A 23,703-nucleotide genomic window follows, 5' to 3' on the forward strand; every position below is an offset into this window, starting at 1 on the left:
GTTACGCACCTTCGGGAACGGCGCCGCTGCCTGGTTCCTCGCCGCCACGACCTGCACGCTTACCCGCCTTGGGAATGGCGCTCGCACCGCCCGCAATTCCCACTGGACGTTTCCTGGCGGAGTCCGAACGATCGATCGAGCCGCCGTCCATGATGATCTCGATCTCGTCGCCGGACAGCGTCTCATACTCCAGAAGGGCACCGGCCAGCTGGTGCAGCTGGTCTTCATGGCCCGACAGGACCTCCTTCGCGCGCGCATAACCCTGTTCGATGACGCGCTTGACCTCGGCATCGATCAACTGGGCGGTGGCCTCCGAAACATTCTTCTGCTGCGACAATTGCTGGCCAAGGAACACCTCCTGCTGATTCTCCGTCAGCATCACGGGCCCCACCTTGTCGGACATCCCCCACTGGGTGACCATGTTGCGGGCCAGGTCGGTCGCGTACTGGATATCGCCAGATGCGCCCGAGGAGACCTTGTCATACCCGAAAATGATCTCCTCCGCGACGCGGCCACCCATCGCAACGGCCATGTTCGCGTGCATCTTATCGCGGTGATAGGAATATTCGTCGCGTTCGGGCAGGCGCATGACCATGCCGAGCGCACGGCCGCGCGGGATGATCGTCGCCTTGTGGATGGGGTCGGACGCCGGCTCGTGCAGGCTGACGAGCGCATGACCGGCCTCGTGATAGGCCGTCATCTTTTTCTCGTCCTCGGTCATCACCATGGTCTTGCGTTCGGAGCCCATCATGACCTTGTCCTTGGCCTCCTCGAACTCCGCCATTCCCACCAGGCGCTTGCCCTTGCGCGCTGCGAGTAGCGCCGCCTCGTTGACGAGGTTGGCAAGGTCGGCGCCCGAAAAGCCGGGTGTGCCGCGCGCGATGGTGCGGGACACGACGTCGGGCGCCAGCGGCACCTTGGCCATGTGCACCTCGAGAATCTTCTCGCGTCCCTCGATGTCCGGCCGCGGCACCACGACCTGACGGTCGAAACGGCCGGGGCGCAGCAGGGCGGGATCGAGCACATCGGGGCGGTTCGTCGCCGCGACGATGATGATGCCCTCGTTCGCGTCGAAGCCGTCCATCTCGACGAGGAGCTGGTTCAGCGTCTGTTCGCGCTCGTCATTCCCGCCGCCGAGGCCTGCACCGCGATGGCGGCCGACCGCGTCGATTTCATCGATGAAGATGATGCAGGGCGCGGACTTCTTCGCCTGCTCGAACATGTCGCGCACGCGGCTGGCACCGACGCCGACGAACATCTCCACGAAGTCCGAACCGGAAATGGTGAAGAAGGGAACGCCCGCCTCGCCCGCAATGGCACGCGCAAGCAGCGTCTTGCCGGTACCCGGAGGGCCGACCAGCAGCGCACCCTTCGGAATCTTGCCGCCCAGACGCGAGAATTTGGTCGGGTCCTTCAGGAAATCGACGATCTCCGTCAGTTCCTCACGCGCCTCGTCGATGCCTGCAACGTCATCGAACGTCACGCGGCCATGCTTTTCGGTCAACATCTTCGCGCGGCTCTTGCCAAAACCCATGGCCCCCTTGCCGGCGCCCGATTGCATCTGGCGCATAAAGAAGATCCAGATGCCGATCAGGAGCAGCATGGGCAGCATGTTGATGAGGATGGCGCCCAGCAGGCTGCGCGATTCCTCCGGCTGCGCATTGAAGGTGACGCCCTGATTTTCGAGGCGCTGGACGAGGCCCGGATCCTCCGGCGCATAGGTCTGGAAGGCCTGCCCGTTCGACATGGTGCCCTTCAATTCGCTGCCGCGAATCTCCACCGACTGCACGGCGCCCTCGTCGACCTTCTGGATGAAGTCGGAATAGGCGATCGGCGTCACGTTCTGCGCGCCGGACTGGCCGCCGATCACCGACACGGCCACGATCAGGCCAAGAATGATCACCGCCCAGATGGCGAGATTCTTCATCAGCGGGTTTTGCGGCTTTTTGGGGTCCTGGTCGCTCATTCGGGGCATCCGTTCGGGAAGTGTTCGGGGTCCAACATAGTCATTTGCCCGCCCGTCCCCAATAGGCGCGGCAAAAAGCTGCGGCGGGAGCGCGGCGTCGCTTGCCGAACGATCCGCCTCATGTGCTCGCTCCCGAACGGCGCGGGGGCGCCGCCTGCAAATGCCATTCGCTGCCATGAACGCGTCCTCGCGTCCCGCCAAGGGTCGCCGTCCGCCCCTCGACAAGAGCGGACTGGAAGCGGGCAAGCGCCGGACCGCGTGGTGCCGCGCCGGAGGACAGCATGGAGATCGCGCGCAAGAGCAGGCGCCGGACGAGCTCTGCCGGCAGGCCGGCGGGGTCGAGGACCACAACGTCTCCCTCTCGGCGCAGATTGCCCGCGACGGCACGCTCCTCGGCCCAGCAAAGCGCTTGCTCCACGTCTGCAAGATGGCCTGCCGTCTCGGCCAAATGGCGCGGATCGAGAAGCGGCTCCCGCTGCAGAAGAGCGCGGAAACGGGGCCGATCATAGGCCATGTCGCGGTTGGTCGGATCCTCTCGCGGTTCGAAGCCCGCCGCCTCCGCGGCCGCCCGCAGGGACGCCCGCGTTTCCCCGAGAACCGGCCGCAGCACGGCCAATCCGGCGATGCAGGTGCGTGCCTTGATGCCGCGCAAACCGGCGGCGCCGCTGCCGCGCGCAAGGCGCATCAGGATCGTTTCGGCCTGATCGTCCCGATGATGCGCAGTTAACAAGTAGGGAACACCGCGCTCTCGGCAGACCTTCGCCATGGCGGCGTACCGGGCGGCGCGGGCGGAAGCGGCGCGATTCGCCGACGGCAAATCTTCAGCCCATTGCAGATCGAGACGAACGCAGGCGAGACCGCGATCCGCGCAGATTGCCTCCACATAAGCGGCGTCCGCTGCGCTGCCCGTTCGCAAGCGGTGATCCACCGTCAGAATCAGGAGGCGGTCCGGCATCTCGGCCGCCGCCATGGCGAGCATGCCGAGACTGTCGCCGCCGCCGGAAACCGCCAATGCCAGCGGACCCGCCGCAGCGTCCGGCGCGATCCGGTTCAGGCGGCCGGCGAACGACAGGCCCGTCAGCTGCAGTCTGCCTCCATGCGCGCCTCGACGAGGCCGCTGACGACCTCGTTCGACATTTTGCCCTCATATTCGGTTTCCAGCCGGTCATAGGCCTGGCAGGCCTGCTCGCGGCGCGGCGGTTCGATCTGCATCAGCGACCGCCCGACCCACAACAGGCTGTCCGGCGCACGCACACCGTCGCGGCGCTCCTGATAATTGCTCAGAAAGGCCTGCACGGCCTGCACCGGCTGATCCTGCTGCAAGAGCGAACGGCCGATCCAATAGCCGGCGGCGCTCGCCTTCTCATGCTCCGGGTTTGCCTCCATGAAGGCGGTGAAGGCCGATTGCGCGCCGGAAAAATCCTTCTCCTCGTACAGCGAATAGGCCGCGGCATACTGTCCCTCCGGCCCGCCGGCGGAGGGGCTGCCGCCACCTCCCTCGAAATCGAGAGCGCCTTCGCCGCCGTTTCCTTCCAGCGTCTGCAGGCGGAACTTCGTGTCGCTTTCGAACGACGCCAGCCGCTCCTGCATCTGGCGCATCTTGAAGTTCATCTCCTCCACCTGCCCCGTCAGGTTCTGCACCTGGGACTCCAGCGCGTTCAGACGTTCCGTGAAGACCGCCGTCGGCGTCGCCGCGCCCACGCCGAAGCCGCCATTATCATCCACGGCGCCTGGCGCCGGCGTCTGGATTTCCGGCTCGAAGAAGCGGTCATTGCCGCCAGGGAAGACCTTGCGCTGCACGGCGCGCACCTCGCGCTCCAGCTTGTTCAGCCGATTGTCGAGCGTGCCGAGCGTCTGGGCCTGTGCCGCGCCGGCGGCCGTGCTCGCCAGGATTGCGGCAATGATGATCTTACGCATAAGTCTTGGCTTCCCCTTCGGATGGACCTTCGGCTCGCTAGCGAAAGGCACCTGTCGCTACGATGAAAACGGCGGATTGCCCTCGAATCCGCCGGTCGTTCCTCGTGCCCTCATTCCTCACCATCCGCGGCAGCGAGGGCGCCTGCGCCGGTCTCGCCGGGCTCGCCCGTCTCGTCGCTGCCGATCATGGCCTGCAATCCGGCGGGCGTCAGCGGCACCTCGCCGATGACTTCGTTGGCGTCGCCCAGCTTGGGCAGCTCACGACCGCCGGCAATGATCGTGATCGCGCCTGCGCGGCCGGTGCGCAGTTGCAGATCGTCGCGACCCTCCGGCACCTCGAAGGTTTCGCCCGGCTGCATGACCCGCATCAGCAGCGTCTCGCCGCCGCCGCGTATCCGCACCCATGCCTCCTCGTCCGCGCGAACGACGATGGGACCGGACAGGACCGCGGCCTCCGCCGTTTGCTGCGGTTCTGGCGCCGCATCCGGCGCTTCCTCTTCCGCACCGATCGCGGTTGCCACCTCGGTTTCGCTGGTCAGCGGATCGAACTCGGGATCGGCGACGTCGTTGGGGCCGCCGAACAGGCCGGCGCTCCACAGGATCGCGATCAGCACGACGAGACCGACGAGACCGGCCCCGAGCAGCATGGCGGATTTGGGAGGCGTGCGTCGCTGGTCGATGGGCGCGATCATGACCGTCGGCTCGCGCGGGGAAATCGTGGTTTCCTGCCGAAACTGATGGGCAGCCTCGTCCGGGTCCATGCCGACTGCCCGGGCATAGCTCTTCACAAAGCCGATCGTATAGGGCAGCGCCGGCAAATTGTCGTGCATGCCCTCCTCGATCGCGGTCAGGTGTCGCAGGGGCACGCGTGTCTGAGCGGCGATATCCGAGAGTTCGCGGCCCTGATCCAGCCGGGCGGCCTGCAGCCGTGCGCCGATATGGCCGCCGCCATAATCCTGCCGGTAACCAGGACCCGACTGGCCGTCTTCGGCGAAATCCGTCTCTTCCATGGCCTCCACACTCTTCCTCGGCGTTCTGCTCGCGAAACGCGCTCATGGCCCAGTCTCGCTTGTGAACTATTTTGGTCAAGCGCGGCATTGGTTTGCCGCGCGGGGCGCGCATGCCTAGAATGGCAGCGACAACGCCCCATATCGGGTGCGGATGAATTACGCTAACGGAGAGTTCCCATGGGCAGCCTCAGCATCTGGCACTGGCTTATCGTCGCGATCGTCATCATGCTCTTGTTCGGAAAAGGTCGTATTTCCGAGATGATGGGCGATCTTGCCAAGGGCATCAAAAGCTTCAAGCATGGTCTCGCCGACGACGAGGCGACCCCCGAATCGGAACGCGCAATGCTGACGCGCGAGAAGACGCCGGATCGCAGTCACGCGCCGGTGGAGCCGACCCAAGCCACCCCGGCATCGTCGGGTGAGCAGCGCAACTCGTAAGCTCAACCCCCTTATTTCTGGAACGAAGACCGGCAGATGTTCGATCTCGGCTATTCCGAACTGTTGCTGGTCGCGATCGTCGCGCTGCTGGTGGTGGGTCCGAAGGATCTGCCAAAGCTGATGCGCACGGTGGGACAGATGGTTGGCAAGGTTCGCGCAACCGCGCGTCACTTCAAGGCTGGCATGGACGAAATGGTCCGCCAGGCGGAGCTCGACGAAATGCGCGAAAAGTGGGAAGCCCACAATGCCGCCATCATGGCGCGCACCAGCGATGACGACTTGCCCGCAGCCAAGGACGATGGCCCCGAGGCGAGGCAGATGCGCGGCGGTTCTGCCGACGAATCTCCAGCTCGGGATCAGGTTCCGCCGCAGAGTGACGAGGGCAAGTCTTCCGTCGATCTGGGCGAGCCGACGGGAATGCCGCCGCCGCCCGCAGCAGACCGTTCGGAGGCCGTGACAGACGGCATGTCCGGGCGGGCGCAGAGCACGCTTCCCCCCACGCCCGCGTCGCCAGACACGACGACACTCGACGATGCTGAGGGAAGCAAGTCGACCGCCGGGACGCGCGGGCAATGAGCGTGTCCGATGTCGATGACGAACTCGACGGCAGCAAGGCCCCGCTGCTCGATCATCTGATCGAACTCAGGCGCCGCCTGCTTTGGTCGGTACTCGCGCTTCTCGGCTGTTTCTTCGTCGCCTTCTACTTTTCCGACGATCTTCTGGCCTTTCTCGGCCAGCCCCTTCTTGAGGCTTATGACCGCGTCGGGGCAAGCGAGCGGCAGACGCTGATCTACACCAAGCTTTACGAGGCCTTCTTCACGAAGATCAAGGTGGCCCTCTTCGCGGCTTTTCTCTTCGCCTTTCCCATCATCGCCAATCAGGTCTGGGGTTTTGTCGCGCCCGGTCTCTACCGACAGGAAAAGCGGGCGCTGCTACCCTTCCTCCTGGCAACGCCGATCCTTTTTTTCCTGGGAGCGGCGCTCGCCTATTTCGTCGCCATGCCGACGGTGTTCACCTTCCTGCTGGAAATGCAGGGCGAGACCGACGGCGTATCCCTGCAGGCGCTGCCGTCGGTTGGCGACTATCTCGATTTCGCGATGAGCCTGATCTTCGCTTTCGGCCTCTGCTTTCTGGTGCCGATCGCTCTCATGCTGCTGGAACGGGCGGGCATCATCGACGTGAAGCAGCTACAGTCGTTCCGCCGCTATGCCATCGTCATCGCGTTCGTGATCGCCGCTGTCGTCACGCCGCCAGACGTGGTTTCGCAGTTCATGCTCGCGGTTCCCATGATCATCCTCTACGAATTGTCGATCATCGCCATTCGCATCACCCACAAACGGGAGGCGGCCCGAGCGCTGACGGAAAAGGACGCCTGATCCGTTCGCAGCGGATGCACAAAAAAGGGGCGCCGCGCACCCAGCCGCGGCGCCCCTTTTGTTGTTGCTGAGGAGAAGCGAACCTAGTTCGCCGCGTCCTCGACCGTTTCGCCGGCCGACTGCACGTCCTCGCCCACACCCTCGACCGTATTGCAGGCTGCTGCGGCAAGGCCGAGCGCCAGCACCAGCATCGTCGTAACCTTCTTCATGGGATACTCCTCTCGCAAATTGCACGATCTGAACGAGGACTCCGGGGCAGAGGTTCCCGAGTGCCTTTGCGCGCGAATACCGCGACCCGGCGGAGCGCAGGCGCGCCCGCGCACGGCGAAGATGGCCGATCTAGGGAATCGAAGCTGTTGAAAATGGCGAGGCCCGATTCCGCACCCTGGGGGATGGGGGCGAGACCGGGCCTCTTTTATCAGACAGCGAGAGCGGGGGGGGATATCATTCGCTATCTGGCCCAAAGAACGAAGAATGATTTGCCCGGTTCCCGCGAAACGACAAAAACTAGAATTCTCCAGTTCGAAGCGGAGGGCAGCCCTGCTTCGTGCCACGCAGGCGCGATGTCTCGCGGGAACGCGTGCGCGCCGCCGCAGTTGTCCCGGCACAGCAGAAGGAACGCCGTCATGAGCAAGCCGCCGAAAACACCGCCGCAGGACGATGAGCCGAAAACAAAGGCGCCAAGGTCCGAGGAACTGGAGCGCGAGGAAGAAGAGCCGGAAGAGGCCGTGCGCAAGATCGAGAAAAATGAAAAGGGGGTGCCGCCGGATTCGAAAACGCCCTGGAACTGAATCTCAACCGCCCTTCGGGAAAACCAGTTTCAGGGCGGCAGGGGCGATGGATACCTCCGTTGGCGTTCGGGCAAGGACCTCTCCATCGATCGAAACAGGTTGCGGGGGGTCGGTATGGAGATGAAAGCTGCGCCCCCTAATTTCCTCCACCTCCCCGATGTTCGGTGCGTGACCGATGGCAAGTTCCGCCCACGCCTTCACGAGCTGACGGTTCGTCGTGCCGCGCACCATCTGCACGACCAGCGCGTGATCTGCGGGATCGGCGTGCGGCACCGCTTCCAGGCCGCCCAGAAAACGACCATTCGCGATGCGCACCTCGACGACGCGGTAGGCGCGTCGCCGAGCGCCGGTGTCCACCGTGCAGGTAAAGCCCCGAAACCGCATCAGCTTATAGAGCGCCCAGAACAGATAGGCGAACCGGCCGAAGACGCGTTTTAATCCGTCCGGCACCGTCCTGCCGATCTCGGCGGGCAGGCCGATGGCCGCCGCGTTGGTAAAGTAGTGATCGCCCAGGCGGCCGAGATCGATGGCCCTTGCCTCACCCTCGACAGCCGTCCGGCACGCCCCCTCTATGTCCAGCGGAAGATTGATCGTCCGCGCGAAGCTGTTCGCAGTCCCGAGCGGCAGCATCGCCATTTCCGCTCCCGCCTCTCCGACCTGTCGGCTGGAGGAGGAAATCGTACCGTCGCCGCCGCCGACGATCAGGCGCGTCGCCCCCGCCGTCAATGCGCGGTCGATGGTGCCGGGAATGCGATCCGGCCGCCGGACCGCCTCGGCAAGCACAAGGTTCACCCCCATCCTGGCAAGGGCCGCGCTCGCTTCTGAAAAGCCCTTCTGCCCGCTGCGGCTATGAGCGTTGACGATCAGTGCAAGCTTCATGGACGTCTGCGCTCTGCCCCCTGTCATTCGTGCTCGTGGACCGGACGCGGCGCGTGGGTCATGCTTTCCGCCCATAGGAGAAGAAGGGGGCGAGCACGATGAATTTCGACCTGCCGGCGGACCTGACGGCGTATCTGCGGACCCTCGACGCTTTTATCGAGGCGGAGATCAAGCCGCTGGAGGATGCGAACGACAATGTCCGCTTCTTCGATCATCGCCGCGAATATGCACGCACGAACTTCGAGGCGGGCGGTCTGCCAAGCGAGGCGTGGGAAGCCCTTCTACGGGCGGCGGTGCGGAAAGCTGACGCGGCCGGGCACTGGCGTTTCTCGGCGCCGAAGGCATATGGCGGCCGTGACGGGTTGAACCTGTGGATGGCAGTCATCCGGGAGTATCTGGCTGCCAAGGGTCTCGGTCTCCACAATGATCTGCAAAACGAACATTCAATCGTCGGAAACTTTCCATTCGTGGCGATGTACGAACAGTTCGGCACCGAGGAGCAGAAGCGGGAATTCATCCTGGGCGGCTTTGAAGGCACCCGGCGGGTCACCTTTGGACTGACGGAGCCGGCACACGGGTCGGACGCAACGCACATGGAAACGACCGCTGCCGCCGAAACGCGGAACGGCACCCCCGGCTATCGGATCGACGGGGAGAAGATGTGGACCACCGGCATGCATGTCGCCACCCACTGCGCGGTGTTCGCCCGCACTTCCGGAAAGGACGGTGACGCGCGCGGCATCACCTGCTTCCTCGTTCCCGCAGAGTCGATCCAAGTCGAGGAGTATTTGTGGACGTACAACATGCCCACCGACCACCCGCATATTCGTATCGCGGGGGTCTGGGTGCCGGAATCCGCGATCCTCGGCCCCGTTGGCGGCGGCCTCGCCCTCGCCCAGAGTTTCGTGCACCAGAACCGTATAAGGCAGGCGGCCTCGTCCTTGGGTGCAGCCGTCTATTGTATAGAAGAAAGCGTGAAATACGCCCGCGCCCGCCGGCCCTTCGGCGAAGACCTGGCGCGCAATCAGGCTATCCAGTTTCCGCTGGTCGAGCTTGCGACCCAGTGCGAGATGCTGCGCCTGCTCATCCGCAAGACGGCCAGTGACATGGATGCCACGCCCCATGTGGAGATCGAGACCCGGCTGAGCGACAAGGTGTCGATGTGCAACTATTGGGCGAACCGCCTCTGCTGCGAGGCGGCGGATCGGGCGATCCAGGTGCATGGCGGCCTCGGCTACTCGCGGCACAAGCCGTTCGAGCATATCTACCGCCATCACCGCCGCTATCGCATCACCGAGGGCGCGGAAGAAATCCAGATGCGGAAGGTCGGCGCCTATCTGTTCGGCTATCTCGGCCCCAGAAAGGCGGAATTGTCGAACGTTCCCTATGAGGAGGTCGACGCCCATGCCTCGCAGATCCGGCCGCGCATGCATGCTGCCCCGCAATAGCATCGCGCAATTTCTCGCGGCGAAGCGTGCACTCCGTTAGCATGGCCGGATGTCCGAAACCCCCACCCTGCTGATCGTCTATCATTCGCGCACCGGCGGAACGCGGCAAATGGCCGAGGCCGCGGCCGAAGGCGCCCAGGAGGAAGAGAATTGCGCGGTCCGTCTGCTGCGCGCCGAGGCGGCCGGCACGGACGATCTTCTGTCGGCGAGCGGGTATATCTTCGCCGCGCCAGAAAATCTCGCAGCCATCGCCGGCGTCATGAAGGCCTTTTACGACCGCACCTATTATGAGGTTCTCGGCCGCATCGAGGGGCGGCCCTATGCACAGATGGTCTGCGCCGGCACGGACGGCGAGAACGCCGCCAGACAGACTGCGCGAATCGCCAAGGGGTGGAGACTGAAGCCGGTCGCCGACCCTCTCATCGTCTGCACCCACGCCGATTCGCGCGAGAAGATTCTTGCCGAGAAAACCATAGACGCACCGGATGCGAAGGCTTGCGCCGATATCGGCAAAAGTCTGGCGGCTGGGCTCGCAATGGGCATCTTCTAGATCATCCGCTCGAACGCCATTGGTCGTTCCAGCGCCACGGGGACTACGACGCTCAAATCCTTTCCTCTTGGTGCTTAATCCTATGCTGCGAAAGGGTCGGTCACGAGGATCGTATCCTCACGCTCGGGACTGGTCGATACGCAGGCCACGGGTACGCCGATCAGTTCCTCGATGCGGCGAACATATTTGATCGCCTGCGCAGGCAATTGCGCCCAGCTGCGTGCGCCGGCCGTGGAACCGGACCAGCCTTCGATCTCCTCGTAGACCGGAACGGCGTCTTCCTGATCCTGCGGACTGGCCGGCAGATAATCGTAATGCGTGCCGCGAACGTCGTAGCCCGTGCAGATCTTCAGCGTGTCGAATCCGTCGAGAACGTCGAGTTTCGTCAGCGCAACACCGGTCACGCCGGAAACCGCCACCGACTGACGAACGAGCGCGGCGTCGAACCAGCCACAGCGACGCTGCCGCCCCGTTACCGTTCCGAACTCATGGCCCCGTTCGCCTAGGCGGCGACCGGTCTCGTCTTCCAGCTCGCTTGGGAAGGGACCGGAGCCGACGCGCGTGGTGTATGCCTTGACGATGCCGAGCACGTAGCCGACCGAGTTCGGACCGAGGCCCGAGCCGCTAGCAGCCGTACCCGCGACGGTATTGGAACTGGTGACGAAGGGATAGGTGCCGTGGTCGATGTCGAGAAGCGTTCCCTGCGCGCCCTCGAACAGGATGCGGCGCCCCTCGGCGCGCGCCTCCGCAAGGTCACGCCAGACGGGACCGGCAAAGGGCAGCACCTTCGGCGCGATTTCCTGCAGGTCCGCGATCAGCCGCGCACGGTCGATGGGCGGCTCCCCGAACCCCGCGCGCAGAGCGTTGTGATGCGCCTCGATCCGGTCGAGTTGCAGTTCTGCTCGATCGAGGTTGGCCAGGTCCGCGACGCGCAGCGCACGGCGGCCGACCTTGTCCTCATAGGCCGGGCCGATACCGCGGCGCGTCGTTCCGATCTTGCCCTTGCCGCTCGCATCCTCACGAAGGCCATCGAGATCGCGGTGAAACGGCAGGATCAGGGGGCAGGTCTCGGAGATGCGCAGATTGTCGGGCGTGATATCGACACCCTGACCGCGCAGTTTGTCCATTTCCGCAATCAGGGCCCAGGGATCGAGAACGACGCCGTTTCCGATCACCGACAGCGTGCCGCGCACGATGCCCGACGGCAGCAGGCTGAGCTTATAGACGCTGCTCCCGATGACCAGCGTGTGCCCGGCATTGTGCCCGCCCTGGAAACGCACCACCACGTCGGCGCGGGCGGAGAGCCAGTCGACGATCTTTCCCTTGCCCTCGTCGCCCCATTGCGCGCCGATGACGGTAACATTGCTCATGCGGATAGTCTTCCTGCCGGGTTCGGCCGCCTCCTAGCGGAGCGGCATGAAGAGGCCAAGGATGGAGAGAGCGAGCGCCGCCGCAGCGGCGAAGAGGGCCACGGTCGAAAGGCTTGCCGCCTTCTGCGCGGCCCGGCGCAGTTCCTCCCGCTCCTTCCGATCTTCGTCGTCGATCATAGCGGTCTCGCCTCACCGTCCCAGATGTACGTACACGCATTCGCCTCGGGGCTGTCCTCCTCGAACAGGGCCGCGACGGCGACCCAGCCCTCGGTGCGCAGCCGCTGCGCGATCCCGTCCGCCGTTCCGAGCGGCAGGAAGATGCGGCGCGATGCCCCGATGCCCAGCCCCGCCTCGACGAGCGGATCGACGTAGAGAGAGAAGCCCGCCGCTGCCTCCTCATGTCCGTCCGGATGACGAATGGTGTATGTCCCGCCGCGACCGATCTCCGCCGGCGCGCCGCCCGCATAAAGGCTGAATCCGGCCCACGTCTGATATTCGAAGCCAAGCCGCTCCGTCGGGTCTAGCGAGACGGACCCGAAGCGGGAGGCTGTCGCGGCAAGCCGCTCCGCAGCGTCCAGGCGCGCGCAGAACGCCTCTCCCATGTTCGCCGAACGCAGCGCGGCGAGCGCCTCCCCCGCAGGGCCGGCCGCCTCGATCAGAGGCGCATAGGCCGTGCCGCCGGCAGCGCGAAGCTGCGCATGATCCTTGCCATCCAGAGCGTTTCGAACGGCGGGAAGGTCCGCCACGGGCCAGGGTCCCTCCGCCAATTCCCCGACCAGAGACGGCAGCGTCAGATCGACGGAGATGTCCTTCGCGCCCGTTGCGGCCAGCGCCTCCAGCGCTATGGTCAGGATTTCCTCCACTGCGCGCACATGGTCGCTACCGATCAGCTCGGCGCCCAGTTGCAGGGCTTCCCGCGTCGCGCCGACCTGCGGCTTGCGCACCCGCAGGACCGGCCCGGCATAGGCGAGACGCAGGGGACGCGGTCGATGTCCAAGGCGCGTAGCGGCAATCCTGCCAACCTGCGCGGTCATATCGGGGCGCAGCGCGATGGTGCGCTGAGAAAGCGGATCGATCAGGCGAAGGAGGTCCTGCGTCTCCGCGCCGGCAAGACGCGTCACGAGGCTTTCCTCGAACTCCGCGAGGGGCGGCGCGACGCGTTCGTAACCGTGCGGGCGGATGGCCGCCATCATGGCCTGTTCCAGATTGACCGCCGCCTCCGCCCGCGGCGGCAGACGATCGCGGAAGCCCTCCGGCAGCAAGCCCTTGGCAATGGGGTCGGGCAGTTCGGCGGAAACGGTGCTGGACATGGCCTCTCCCTTTATCCGCCCGGCCGGCTTGGCAAGGCCAAACTGCCTTGTTTCAGATCCAGCCGTCGCCCCACTGCAGGCGGGGGCGACGGCTTGTTTCTTGAACCTGGCTTCAGAAGCGCAGCGCCTTTACGTCGCGCACGCCATCGAGGCGGCAGATTTCCCACAGCAGCGGTTCGGAAATATTCTCGTCGACGGACACCAGCATGACCGCTTCGCCGCCATTGCCGCGCCGGCCGAGATTGAAGGTGCCGATATTGACGCCGGCCTTGCCAAGCGTCGATCCCACGGCGCCGATGAAACCGGGCTTATCTTCATTCTCGACATAGAGCATGGTGCCGGAGAGGTCCGCCTCCATGCCGATACCGAACAGTTCGACGAGGCGCGGATTGTTGTCGCCGAACAGCGTGCCGGCGACCGAACGCGTACCCGCGCCCGTTTCCACGGTGACGCGCAGCAGCGTGTGATAATCGCCTTCCTTCTCGTGCCTGACCTCGGCGATGTCGATGCCCCGATCGCGAGCGATCACGGGGGCATTCACCATGTTCACTGAATCGGACACGGGCTTCATCAGCCCCGCCAGGACGGCCGAGGTGACCGGTTTCAGGCCGAGTTCGGCCAGAGCACCCTCCGCCTCCACAGTGACGCGCGTGACGCCTTCCTCCACAAGCTGCCCGGCAAGAAGGCCGAGTTTTTCCGCCAGCGCCATATAGGGTTTCAGCTTCGGTGCTTCCTCGGCGGAGACGGAGGGGGTGTTGAGCGCGTTGGTCACCGCCCCGGTCAGCAGATAGTCCGCCATCTGCTCCGCCACCTGAATGGCGACGTTCACCTGTGCCTCCGTCGTGGAGGCGCCGAGATGCGGCGTCGCGACGAAGCCCGGCGTGCCGAACAATGGCGATTCCTTCGCCGGTTCCTGGGTGAACACATCGAGGGCAGCGCCCGCGACATGGCCGCTGTCCAGCAAATCCTTCAACGCCGCCTCGTCGATCAGGCCGCCGCGCGCGCAGTTGACGATGCGCACGCCCTTCTTTGTCTTTTCCAGATTTTCGCGGCTGAGAATGTTTCGGGTCTGGTCCGTCAACGGCGTGTGCAGGGTGATGAAATCGGCGCGCTTCAACAGCGTGTCGAGATCGACCTTCTCGATGCCCAGGTCGCGCGCGCGCTCCTCCGTCAGAAAGGGATCGAAGGCGGCGACCTTCATCCGCAGGCCGAGCGCGCGGCTGGCCACGATGGAGCCGATATTGCCGGCGCCGATCAGACCCAGCGTCTTGCCCGTGACCTCCACACCCATGAAGCGGGACTTCTCCCACTTGCCTGCCTGGGTCGAGGCGTCGGCCTCCGGCAGTTGCCGGGCGAGCGCGAACAGCAGAGCGATCGCATGTTCGGCCGTCGTGATGGAATTGCCGAACGGTGTGTTCATGACGACGATGCCGCGCGCGGAGGCGGCGGGAATGTCGACATTGTCGACGCCGATACCGGCGCGGCCGATAACCTTCAGCTTCTCGGCCGCGGCCATGATGTCGGCGTCGGGCTTCGTGGCGGAGCGGACGGCAAGTCCGTCATAGTCCGCGATGATGGCGATGAGCTCGTCCTTGCTAAGGCCGGGTTTCTCGTCGACCTCTACACCGCGCTGGCGAAAGATTTCCGCGGCCTTGGGGGACATTTTGTCAGCGATGAGGACCTTGGGTACGGTCATTGTTCATGTTCCTTGTCGGAAAAAGGCCGGTGCGGGGCGCTGCGCCCGCTGGTAGGATTCGCACCGGCAAAAGATGTCCCCTTCGCGCCTTGCTGGGGTGACACCGGGAAAGAAGAGGGGACGCCCGCAGGCGTCCCGGCACTGCCTCAGACGCGGCCGGCCTTCACCTCTTCATACGCCCATTCGATCCACGGCAGCAGACGCTTGATGTCCTCCGCCTCGACCGTGCCGCCGCACCAGATGCGAAGGCTGGGCGGGGCGTCGCGATAGCCGTTGAAATCATAGGCGACATCGCGCGATTCCAGCATCTGCGCGATCTGCTTCGGAACGCCGGCCTTCTGATCATCGGGTAGGCTCTCGTACCAATCGCCCTGAAATACCATGCAGATGCCGGTGTTCGTGCGCTCCGAGGGCTGCGGCACCATGTTGCGCATCCACGGGGTGGCCTCGATCCAGGCCTCGACGATACGCGCATTCTCGTTCGCGCGGTCGAACAGCGCCTGACGGCCACCGATGGATTTCGCCCATTCCAGCGCAGCGATATAATCCTCGGTCGCCAGCATGGAGGGGGTGTTGATGGTCGCGCCTTCGAAAATACCGCCATTGATCTTGCCGCCCTTTTTCAGCCGGAAGAGCTTCGGCAGCGGCCATTCTGGGTCGTAGCTCTCGATGCGCTCCACGGCCTTGGGGCTGAGGATCAGCATGCCGTGCTGCGCTTCCGATCCCATGACCTTCTGCCAGCTGTAGGTCGTGGCATCGAGTTTCGGCCAGTCCATCTCCTGCGCGAAGATGGCGGAGGTGGCGTCGTTGATGGCGAGGCCCTCGCGCCCGTCCGCAAGCCAGTCCGTGTTCGGAATGCGAGCGCCGGACGTGGTGCCGTTCCAGGTAAAGACGACGTCGTCGCCCTGATCGATGGAGGCAAGGTCGGGAAGCGCGCCGTAATCCGCGCTCAGCGTTTTCAGGTCCTTCAGCTTCAGCTGCTTGACCGCATCCTGAATCCAGACATTGCCGAAGCTTTCCCAGGCCGCGACGGTTGCCGGGCGCGGGCCGAGCATCGTCCACATCGCGCATTCCAGCGCGCCGGTGTCGGAGGCCGGCATGATGCCGATCAGATAATCGTCCGGCACGCCGAGAAGCTCGCGCGACAGGTCTATGGCATATTTCAGCCGTGCCTTGCCGAGCGCGGAGCGGTGTGACCGTCCGAGCGATTCGGTTTTCAGTTTATCGAGGGACCAGCCCGGAAATTTCGCGGTGGGACCGGACGAGAAGAAGGGGCGCTCAGGCTTGAGCGTCGGTTCTGCCGGACGCGCAGGTGCGCCCGTGCGGGATTCATTTGACACTGTATTCTCTCCTTACAGAGAGCGCGCGCCGCGTTGGGACGGCGTGGCCCGCCGCCGTAACTAGAGGGGCCGCCGGCCATGTCAAATGTTGCAGATGTGACCACCCTCCGGATCGGTTCTCAAACCTTCAATGGCCATCGGCGGACGAGGACCGCGCGGCGGCGGGGCGTTCCATACCAAGGCCGGGAACGATCAGCGCCGCAGCAAGAAACAGAAGCGGCACTGCCGCCGCGATTAAGAATTTGCGCATGGTCAGCTCGATCCTTGCCGTTTCGGGAGCGGCCGCGAGCATAATCTCTCCCGCCCCTCCCGTCTGCGAGGCGAAGTGTATCAGCGGCCGCACGCTTGCAGGGTGACGGCGACTCGCAGCGGGACTAAGGCATTGGGCGCCATGTCCTGCGCTTCTTACGGCCGCCCGGCCGCTCCTCCCGCCATCCTGGCGCTACTCGCTGCGCTGATCGTCGTTTCCGCGTGCGGCCGGGCCGATCCGCCGCGCCGGGTGCCGCAACCCGGCGGAGCGCCTCGGCCTGCCGCCGCCCCGCAGGCGCCCTCTCAGGAGGCGGAGGCGTGCTATGCCGCCCTCAGGAAGCTGCCCGTCTCGTTTCGAACTCTGCCGCCACGCCGGACGGCGGAAGGCTGCGGGTTCGACGATGGTGTGCAGCTGCTGGACATCGGCGTGCCCGTGCCGGGCCTGACGGCGATTTCCTGCCCCGCCGCCATCGCTCTCTATGGCTGGATTACGGACGAGGTGCAGCCACTCGCGCGCAAGCATTTCGGCGAACGCGTCGACCGCATTCAAAGCTACGGCACCTATTCTTGCCGATCGGTCAACTCGCGGCCGGGCGCGAAACTGTCGGAACATGCCCATGCGAATGCCGTCGACATCGCGGCCTTTCGCCTGGAAAGCGGCCGCACGGTTCGGGTGGAAAGCGGCTGGCGTGCAGGCGGAGCGGACAGCGCCTTCCTGAAGGATGTTCACCAGGCGGGATGCCGCAAATTTCAGATCGTCATCGGACCGGACGGCGACCGATATCACCAGGACCACCTGCACATGGACATGGGCCGCGGCCCCTATTGCCGTTAGGAAGCGCACGCATGTCCCGATCCACGCAAGAACCCCGCACCGACTCTAACCGCCCGCACAAAAGAGACGCGGACCATGCGCGCATGGGAGAGCGCGTGTTTCCGACGAGCCGGGAGGATGCTGAGCGGGCGGAAGCTGGACCGACGGACCACCCGGCCTATCGTCTCGCTTTTCAGGATCCCGATTTCCTGACGCGCGAAGAACTGCGCCCCATCCGCCTGCAACTGGAACTTCTCAAACCGGAACTGCTGCAGGCCGAGCATGGCGTCGAATCGACCTTCGTCATCTACGGCTCCGCCCGCATTCCCGAGCCGGCCGCCGCGGAGGCGTTGCAGGCGGCGGCGAGGACGCCGGAGGAAAAGCGGAAGGCCGATTCGCTGGCGGCCAAGGCGCGCTACTATGACGAGGCGCGGCGCCTGGCGCAGATCGTCTCAAGCCTGCCGCAGACGGGCGACGGCAAGCGCAACTTCGTCGTCGTTTCCGGCGGTGGCCCCTCCATCATGGAGGCCGCCAATCGCGGCGCGCACGATGTCGGCCAGGAATCCGTCGCGCTGAATATCGTGCTGCCGTTCGAGCAGGCACCGAACCCCTATGTGACGCCCGAACTCAGCTTCAATTTCCACTATTTCGCCATTCGTAAGATGCATTTCCTGATCCGCGCGCGCGCCGTTGCCGCCTTTCCGGGCGGATTCGGCACGATGGATGAGCTTTTCGAAACGCTAACATTGATCCAGACCGGCAAGATCAAGCGCATGCCGGTGCTGCTGTTCGGCGAGACCTTCTGGCGGCGCATCGTCGATTTCGAGGCGCTGGCGGACGAGGGCACGATCTCGCACAAGGATCTCGAACTCTTCAACTTCGTCGAAACGGCGGAGGAGGGCTGGCAGATCGTGGCCGACTTCTACGCCATTGAAGAGGGCGACAAGGTCTGACGGAGGCAGGCACCGTGCCGGACGCCGCCGGCTGGGACGAGGAGGCACCGCCGCCCCGGGCGGCACCGACGCGGCCGGCCGAGCGCCTGCCGCTGCTCGACGTGCTGCGCGGCATTTCCATTTGCGGCATCCTGTTTCTGAACATCTGGCTGATGGGAAGCGTGCCGGGCGTGGAAACCGATCCGCGCATCGCCGGCTGGAGCGCCGCCGACCGCTTCGTCTGGTGGGTACAGATGCTGTTCGTCGAAGGGACGATGCGCGGCCTTCTCGAAATTCTTTTCGGCGCCGGGTTCATCCTGCTGGCGGACAAGGGCATGCGGGCGGGGCGCTATTACCGCCGCACCGCGCTCCTGATCCTGTTCGGGCTCGTGCATGGCTATCTGCTGCTATGGCCGGGCGATATCCTGCTGATCTACGGGCTTGCGGGTCTGTTCCTGTGGCTGCTTCGCGATCTGGAGCCCCGACAGATGATCGGGGCGGGCGCGGCCGGGATCGTCATGCTGACGGGCCTGGGACTCGGCGCGACGCTGGGCGCGGCGAACATGCAGGCCTTTGCCGAGGGAGCGGAAACGCAGGGTGCGGGCGAGGACAACGCGCTGGTCGCCGATTGGCACGCCTATCTTGCCTCGCTTGCGCCCGACGCGGAGGAAGCGGCCGAAAGCCGCGCGGCGCGCAGCGGGTCCCTTTCGGACAATTGGCACTACAAGGTTCGTTGGGCGAACGAGTTGAACGATCTTGGCTCGACGCGAATCTGGCTGTTCGAGCCACTGTCGATGATGCTGATCGGCGCCGCGCTGATGCGCCTCGGCGTCCTTTCCGGTGGCGGCGACCGGAAAGTGTATCTGTGGATGCTGGCCGTCGGCTACGGCCTCGGTATTCCGCTGAATGCCGCCGAATGGGGACAGATGGCAGCGGCGGGGTTTCGCGTGCCCATTCCCATGCTGGCCTGGTCTGATCCGCTCAGCCGCACGGCGGTCACGATCGGCCATCTCGGTCTTCTGACGCTTCTATGGAAGGGCGCTGCCGGCACCCGGCTGCAACGTCTTTTCGCGCCGGCGGGCCGCATGGCGCTGACGAACTATATCGGCCAGACGCTGATCTGCCAGTGGTGGCTGTTTCCCGGTTTCGGCCTCGGCCTGCACGGCAGGCTGTCGATTGCCCAGCTATGGGGCGTTGCCGCCGTCATCCTGGCTGTTCAGCTCGTCGCAAGCCGCCTCTGGCTGAGCCGCTTCGCCTTTGGTCCGCTGGAATGGATCTGGCGGTGGGGCACCTATGGACGCCGGCCACACCTCCTTAAATGATCGGGCCTGAAATGAAGAGGGGCCGGACGCGTCGCCGCCCCGGCCCCTGCCCTGCTCGAATGAACGCGGCGCCCTACTTGTCGTCGGCCGTGTCGTTCGTGTCCTGATTTTCAGCACCCGGACCGCCGACATTGCCCTCTGGCGATGCAGCCGCGTCCTCGATCTCGGCCTCCGGGCCGTCCTCGGCCTTTGCGGCTTCCGGTCCCGTACCCTCGGGATCGCCCTCGGTGCCGGCTTCCGCACCAGCCTCGTCGGCCGCCGCAACCTCAGGCGCGGGCGCTTCGGGCAGCGGGATCGAGCCGCCCTGCGAGTGCAGATAGGCGAAGAGGTTCGCGCGGTCCTGAACATCGCCGATACCGGCAAAGGACATGACGTTGCCGGGAATCGCGGCGCGCGGGCTGGTGATGTACGCGTTCAGCAGCTCCCAGTCCCAGTTTCCGCCATGATCACCGATGGCGGAGGAATAGCTGAAGCCGGCATGGCTGCCGACGGGACGACCGACGACGCCGTAAAGGTTCGGGCCCTGCTTGTTCGGGCCGCCCTGATTCACCGTGTGGCAAGTGGCGCACTTCTTGAAGACAGCCTCGCCCTTGGTCGCGTCGGCGGTCTGCATGGCCGTCGCCAGTTCCACCATGGGATCGACGGCATCCTCGCCGGTGGCCGCCTCTTCCGGTACATCCACGAAGAAGGCCATCTCCTCCGGCCGTTCCTGGTGATAGACGGCACCGGAAACGATGCTGAGACCGAGGACGGCAATGGCCGCCATCAGGACCCAGCCGATGATCTTATTCCACTCGAAACTGTCCACAAGGCTATCCCTGGTCTGTTCGCCCGTACCGCATCGCGGGCACGGCCGTGAAGTTCGCTCGGGCGGCTTCATAGGCTGGGGGCGCTATCTTGCCAAGCCGGTGCTGGTGATGCGAATGCACGCACCCCATGCAGAACTATCCCGCCCCCGCCCGCGACATGGTTGAGCGCATGAGCGCCGCCGCTGTTGCCGAACCCGCCCGCGCCGCCGCCTTCCAGGGGGCGCCTGGCGCCTATTCGCATCAGGCCGTGCGTGAACTGTTTCCGGACATGCTGCCGCTGCCCTGCACCAGTTTCGAGGGGGCTATCGAGGCAGTGCAGGACGGCCGCGCCGCCGTCGCGGTGATCCCGATCGAAAATTCCCAGCATGGCCGGGTCGCGGACATTCACTTCCTGCTGCCGGAAAGCGGCCTTCACATCACGCGCGAGCATTTCGTCCGCGTTTCCCACTGCCTGCTCGCCCCCAGGGGCACCAAGCGGTCGGACATCCGCGAAGCGGTCAGCCATCCGCAGGCGCTGGGTCAATGCCGCCGGCGACTGGCCGGCTGGGAGATCGCCCAACGGTCGCATTTCGATACCGCAGCAGCAGCGGCTTTGGTCGCCGAAACAGGCGACCGAAGGCTCGCAGCGGTAGGGTCGAGCCTTGCCGGCGAGCTTTACGACCTGGAACCGGTAGAAACGGCGATCGAGGACGCCGCGCACAACACCACCCGATTCGTGGCGCTGAGCCGGGAAGCGGAAGAGCCGGCCCTGGAGGAGGACGTCATGACGACGCTGACGTTCGAAGTCCGTTCCGTTCCCGCCGCCCTCTTCAAGGCGCTTGGCGGCTTCGCCACGAACGGCATCAATCTGACGAAGCTGGAAAGCTACATGCGCGATGGGCGGTTTCAGGCCGCCGAATTCTATGTCGACATCGAAGGGCGCCCCTCTGACGCGGCTGTAAAGCGCGCACTCGACGAGCTAGCGCATTTCACGAAATGGGTCCGCATCATCGGCACCTATCCCCGCGCCCGCGCGCGCTGAACCTCCCTAGTCCAGGAAAGCGCGCGCTGCCTCCAGCCATCCGGGTAGCGGCTTCGTAACCGTTCGCGGACTGTAGGCCGCGCAGGCAAGGCAGTGCGCCTGTAGCGCCGGACCGTCTGCGATGGTCATGACATCGTCCAGCGCCGCCGTGAACTGCGCGCGCTGCGATGCGGCGGCCAGGTCGGCGGCGCTGTGCGCCTCCTCCGCCTTGTCGGGCGACAACATGGACTCGGCGATCTGGACCGGCAGTGGCTTCGGCTGGCGCACATAGGCGCGGCGCAGCTCGCCCGGTTCATAACCAGCCGCTGTCTCGGCCGCAGCGACAGCGTCGCTCAAGGTGCCGAACCGGTCGATAAGGCCAAGCTGGCGGGCCGCAGCGCCGGACCAGACGCGCCCCTCCGCGATTTCCTCCACGCGCGACCGGGGCATGTCGCGGGCCTCCGCCACGATGCCGGTGAAGCGGCGGTAAATGTCCTCCACTGACAACTGAAATACCTCGCGCGTCGTATCGCTGAGACCGGCGAAAACGTCCGGCGAGCCGGACAGGGGCGTGGTCTGTACGCCGTCGGCATTGATGCCGAGATCGGACAGCGCATTCTCGAAAGATGGAATGACTGCGAACACGCCGATGGAGCCGGTTATCGTCGTCGGCTGGGCGAACACCGTATCGGCGGCCGTGGAAACCCAGTAGCCGCCCGACGCCGCCACCGGACCGAAGCTCGCCACGACGGGCAGACCCTCCGCCTTCGCTGCGATCAGCGCCTGGCGAATCTGCTCCGAGGCCATGACGGACCCGCCCGGCGAATCGACCCGGACGACCAGCGCCTTGATGTCCTCGTCGGCGACCGCTTGCCCGATCAGGTCGGCGACGGTCTGCCCGCCCGCCGTTCCCGGCCCGGCTTCCCCGTCGACGATGTTGCCGGCGACGGTAACGATGCCGACGGCATCGCCGCTGGCGGCCGGCTGGACGCTGGCGGCATAAGCGGAATAGGCCGTGCTCAGATAGCCACCCGGCGCGTCTTCGTCTTCGCCGACGCGGTTCGCCATCTCCCGGTCGAATTCGGCGCGGGATCCGAGATGGTCGACCAGTCCTGCGGCCAGGGCGGCCTGCGCGAAATCACCCTTCGCGGCGCGCACTCGGCCCGGAACGTCAGCGACATAATCCGCCAGCTTGGCCTGCGGACGGGCGGCCGCGATATCCTCCCGGTAGTTTTCCCAAAGGTCGTCGACCAGCGCCTGATTGGCGCGCTTCGCCGGTTCGGAAGCCGCATTCTGGATCAGCGGCTCGACGGCGGATTTGTATGTGCCGACACGGAAGACGTTGATGTCGATGTTCAGCTTTTCGAGGGCGTCGCCGAAATAGAGCTGCGAGCCGCCCGGCCCCTGCACGAACACCGCGCCCAGCGGGCTCAGCCAGATCTCGTCGCTGTGCGCGGCGAGCAACCAGCCGCTGTCGAGATAGGCCGTGGCAAAGCTGACGACCGTCTTGCCGCTTTCCCGGAACTCAGCCAGCGCGTTGCCGACGTCCTGCACGTCCGCCAGCCCGCCGCCCAGAAACCCGTCGAGGTCGAGGACGATCGTGTCGATATCCTCGTCGTCCTTCGCGGCCTCGATGACCGAGATCAGCTTCGCGGTCTCGATCTCGCCGGCCGTGGGTCCACCCGAGATCAGCTGAAAGGGATCGATTTCCTGCGCCTGCGTGACAAGATAGCCGTCGAGCGGAATGGTCAGCGCGCCGTTGTCGGCCAGGGCGGGCGCGTCCTGCTCGTAATTCAGTCCAGCGAAGATCGCTGCGAAGATCAGCAGCATGAGCAGAAGAACGAGAAAGTCCTTCACCCCGACCAGAAACGACCAGAGCCCCTTCAATATCGCCATCGCGCGCGCTTATCCTTCCTGTCGTTCACGATGCGCCGCAACGTAGCAGCGCGCACAGGCCTGTAAATTGGGGCCGGGAGGCAGCATATGGGACACGCGGCCCGCGGCGCCAAGCCGGGACAGAGGTGACCATCCGCCGCGGGACCGGCGCTCGCCCGTTCCGGTCATGAAAAATTCGCAATTCGGCCGTGTTGACACCCGCAGGATAGCTGCACATATGCGCCCCGCTGGCACTCCCCCCTTGTGAGTGCCAACTGCTTTTCAACCTGCAAGCAAGAAAGGGTGACGTAACATGAACTTCCGTCCTCTGCACGACCGCGTTCTCGTCCGCCGTATCGAGGCCGACGCCAAGACCGCGGGCGGCATCATCATTCCCGACACCGCCAAGGAAAAGCCGCAGGAAGGCGAAGTCGTCTCCGCCGGCTCCGGCGCGCGTAGCGATTCCGGTGAGATCACCCCGCTGGAGGTCAAGGCCGGCGACAAGATCCTGTTCGGCAAATGGTCCGGCACCGAGGTCAAGATCGACGGCGAAGACCTGATCATCATGAAGGAGAGCGACATCCTCGGCATCATGGCCTGAGGATCGGCGC

25 protein-coding genes are annotated in these 23,703 nt (G+C 65.2%); 11 read left to right on the forward strand and 14 right to left on the reverse strand.

The features are described 5' to 3' along the window. Window position 1 precedes the first annotated feature (1 nt). From ftsH to C725_RS05365, 4 genes are all read right to left on the reverse strand, one after another. Window positions 2-1,966 (reverse strand): ATP-dependent zinc metalloprotease FtsH, encoded by a 1,965-nt coding sequence (ftsH, locus tag C725_RS05350; RefSeq protein WP_008600715.1) that lies wholly within the window; start codon window positions 1,964-1,966, stop codon window positions 2-4. 118 nt (window positions 1,967-2,084) lie between these two features. Then, window positions 2,085-2,978 carry a tRNA lysidine(34) synthetase TilS gene (tilS, locus tag C725_RS05355; RefSeq protein ID WP_008600717.1) on the reverse strand — a complete coding sequence of 298 codons (894 nt, stop codon included), beginning with the start codon at window positions 2,976-2,978 and terminating at the stop codon, window positions 2,085-2,087. Between the two features lie 65 nt (window positions 2,979-3,043). Then, the gene (locus tag C725_RS05360; protein ID WP_008600719.1) at window positions 3,044-3,883 is read right to left on the reverse strand and encodes a tol-pal system YbgF family protein; all 840 of its coding nucleotides are present in this window, start codon (window positions 3,881-3,883) and stop codon (window positions 3,044-3,046) included. 110 nt (window positions 3,884-3,993) lie between these two features. After that, a complete protein-coding gene (locus C725_RS05365) occupies window positions 3,994-4,893 on the reverse strand; it encodes a helix-turn-helix domain-containing protein (protein ID WP_008600720.1) in 900 nt (299 codons plus the stop codon). A gap of 177 nt (window positions 4,894-5,070) precedes the next feature. On the opposite strand from C725_RS05365, the gene C725_RS16805 reads away from it, so the two are divergent. From C725_RS16805 to tatC, 3 genes are read left to right on the forward strand one after another with little or no spacing between them, the layout of a single operon-like run. Beyond that, window positions 5,071-5,331 carry a twin-arginine translocase TatA/TatE family subunit gene (locus C725_RS16805; protein ID WP_008600721.1) on the forward strand — a complete coding sequence of 87 codons (261 nt, stop codon included), beginning with the start codon at window positions 5,071-5,073 and terminating at the stop codon, window positions 5,329-5,331. Between the two features lie 36 nt (window positions 5,332-5,367). Beyond that, window positions 5,368-5,907, forward strand: a complete 540-nt coding sequence (gene tatB / locus C725_RS15245; RefSeq protein ID WP_008600723.1) for a Sec-independent protein translocase protein TatB — start codon at window positions 5,368-5,370, stop codon at window positions 5,905-5,907. Continuing rightward, window positions 5,904-6,707: a twin-arginine translocase subunit TatC gene (gene tatC, locus C725_RS05380; RefSeq protein WP_008600726.1), complete on the forward strand. Its 804-nt coding sequence runs from the start codon at window positions 5,904-5,906 to the stop codon at window positions 6,705-6,707. Before tatB ends, tatC begins: the two co-directional genes overlap by 4 nt. An 83-nt stretch (window positions 6,708-6,790) precedes the next feature. Here tatC and C725_RS05385 read toward each other — a convergent pair whose 3' ends face one another. Further along, window positions 6,791-6,916 carry an entericidin A/B family lipoprotein gene (locus tag C725_RS05385; protein ID WP_008600729.1) on the reverse strand — a complete coding sequence of 42 codons (126 nt, stop codon included), beginning with the start codon at window positions 6,914-6,916 and terminating at the stop codon, window positions 6,791-6,793. Window positions 6,917-7,333: 417 nt separating this feature from the next. Between C725_RS05385 and C725_RS16360 the strand changes: the two genes are divergently transcribed. Continuing rightward, a complete protein-coding gene (locus C725_RS16360) occupies window positions 7,334-7,498 on the forward strand; it encodes a hypothetical protein (protein ID WP_008600730.1) in 165 nt (54 codons plus the stop codon). A gap of 3 nt (window positions 7,499-7,501) precedes the next feature. Here the strand turns inward: C725_RS16360 and C725_RS05390 are convergent, their stop codons facing one another. Continuing rightward, window positions 7,502-8,377, reverse strand: coding sequence for a diacylglycerol/lipid kinase family protein (locus C725_RS05390; RefSeq protein ID WP_008600732.1), 876 nt, complete (start codon window positions 8,375-8,377; stop codon window positions 7,502-7,504). 98 nt (window positions 8,378-8,475) lie between these two features. On the opposite strand from C725_RS05390, the gene C725_RS05395 reads away from it, so the two are divergent. Together C725_RS05395 and C725_RS05400 are read left to right on the forward strand one after the other, a co-directional pair. Beyond that, window positions 8,476-9,825 (forward strand): acyl-CoA dehydrogenase family protein, encoded by a 1,350-nt coding sequence (locus C725_RS05395; RefSeq protein WP_008600734.1) that lies wholly within the window; start codon window positions 8,476-8,478, stop codon window positions 9,823-9,825. 49 nt (window positions 9,826-9,874) lie between these two features. Next, complete coding sequence (locus tag C725_RS05400) at window positions 9,875-10,375, forward strand: flavodoxin family protein (RefSeq protein WP_008600736.1); 501 nt, start codon at window positions 9,875-9,877, stop codon at window positions 10,373-10,375. Between the two features lie 80 nt (window positions 10,376-10,455). Here the strand turns inward: C725_RS05400 and C725_RS05405 are convergent, their stop codons facing one another. From C725_RS05405 to C725_RS16565, 6 genes are all read right to left on the reverse strand, one after another. Continuing rightward, window positions 10,456-11,745, reverse strand: a complete 1,290-nt coding sequence (locus tag C725_RS05405; protein ID WP_008600737.1) for an adenylosuccinate synthase — start codon at window positions 11,743-11,745, stop codon at window positions 10,456-10,458. A gap of 33 nt (window positions 11,746-11,778) precedes the next feature. Then, window positions 11,779-11,922 carry a hypothetical protein gene (locus C725_RS16365; RefSeq protein ID WP_008600738.1) on the reverse strand — a complete coding sequence of 48 codons (144 nt, stop codon included), beginning with the start codon at window positions 11,920-11,922 and terminating at the stop codon, window positions 11,779-11,781. Continuing rightward, complete coding sequence (locus C725_RS05410; RefSeq protein ID WP_008600739.1) at window positions 11,919-13,055, reverse strand: ATP phosphoribosyltransferase regulatory subunit; 1,137 nt, start codon at window positions 13,053-13,055, stop codon at window positions 11,919-11,921. The genes C725_RS16365 and C725_RS05410 overlap by 4 nt, the downstream gene beginning before the upstream one ends. Window positions 13,056-13,167: 112 nt before the next feature. Then, window positions 13,168-14,751, reverse strand: a complete 1,584-nt coding sequence (gene serA / locus C725_RS05415) for a phosphoglycerate dehydrogenase (protein ID WP_008600740.1) — start codon at window positions 14,749-14,751, stop codon at window positions 13,168-13,170. 146 nt (window positions 14,752-14,897) lie between these two features. Beyond that, window positions 14,898-16,091, reverse strand: a complete 1,194-nt coding sequence (locus C725_RS05420; RefSeq protein WP_008600742.1) for a phosphoserine transaminase — start codon at window positions 16,089-16,091, stop codon at window positions 14,898-14,900. Between the two features lie 127 nt (window positions 16,092-16,218). Next, entirely contained in the window at window positions 16,219-16,383 is a 165-nt protein-coding gene (locus C725_RS16565; protein WP_008600744.1) for a hypothetical protein, read from the reverse strand. A 99-nt stretch (window positions 16,384-16,482) separates the two neighbouring features. Here C725_RS16565 and C725_RS05425 point away from each other — a divergent pair, with 99 nt between their 5' ends. The 3 genes from C725_RS05425 to C725_RS05435 all read left to right on the forward strand — a co-directional run bounded on the left by C725_RS05425 (window position 16,483) and on the right by C725_RS05435 (window position 19,408). After that, window positions 16,483-17,175: an extensin family protein gene (locus C725_RS05425; RefSeq protein ID WP_008600746.1), complete on the forward strand. Its 693-nt coding sequence runs from the start codon at window positions 16,483-16,485 to the stop codon at window positions 17,173-17,175. 83 nt (window positions 17,176-17,258) lie between these two features. Next, window positions 17,259-18,107, forward strand: a complete 849-nt coding sequence (locus C725_RS05430; protein WP_008600748.1) for an LOG family protein — start codon at window positions 17,259-17,261, stop codon at window positions 18,105-18,107. Window positions 18,108-18,121: 14 nt separating this feature from the next. Then, complete coding sequence (locus C725_RS05435) at window positions 18,122-19,408, forward strand: DUF418 domain-containing protein (RefSeq protein ID WP_008600751.1); 1,287 nt, start codon at window positions 18,122-18,124, stop codon at window positions 19,406-19,408. A gap of 73 nt (window positions 19,409-19,481) precedes the next feature. Here the strand turns inward: C725_RS05435 and C725_RS05440 are convergent, their stop codons facing one another. Beyond that, window positions 19,482-20,216, reverse strand: coding sequence for a c-type cytochrome (locus C725_RS05440; protein WP_008600753.1), 735 nt, complete (start codon window positions 20,214-20,216; stop codon window positions 19,482-19,484). 128 nt (window positions 20,217-20,344) lie between these two features. On the opposite strand from C725_RS05440, the gene C725_RS05445 reads away from it, so the two are divergent. Continuing rightward, on the forward strand, window positions 20,345-21,238 hold the full coding sequence (locus C725_RS05445) for a prephenate dehydratase (RefSeq protein ID WP_008600754.1): 894 nt from the start codon (window positions 20,345-20,347) through the stop codon (window positions 21,236-21,238). 6 nt (window positions 21,239-21,244) lie between these two features. Here the strand turns inward: C725_RS05445 and sppA are convergent, their stop codons facing one another. Beyond that, window positions 21,245-23,113 carry a signal peptide peptidase SppA gene (gene sppA / locus C725_RS05450; RefSeq protein WP_008600756.1) on the reverse strand — a complete coding sequence of 623 codons (1,869 nt, stop codon included), beginning with the start codon at window positions 23,111-23,113 and terminating at the stop codon, window positions 21,245-21,247. A gap of 292 nt (window positions 23,114-23,405) precedes the next feature. On the opposite strand from sppA, the gene C725_RS05455 reads away from it, so the two are divergent. Continuing rightward, window positions 23,406-23,693, forward strand: a complete 288-nt coding sequence (locus C725_RS05455; RefSeq protein WP_008600760.1) for a co-chaperone GroES — start codon at window positions 23,406-23,408, stop codon at window positions 23,691-23,693. Window positions 23,694-23,703: the final 10 nt, after the last annotated feature.

This window comes from Pacificimonas flava, from assembly GCF_000342165.1.
In the GTDB taxonomy this organism is placed as follows: Bacteria; Pseudomonadota; Alphaproteobacteria; order Sphingomonadales; family Sphingomonadaceae; genus Pacificimonas; species Pacificimonas flava.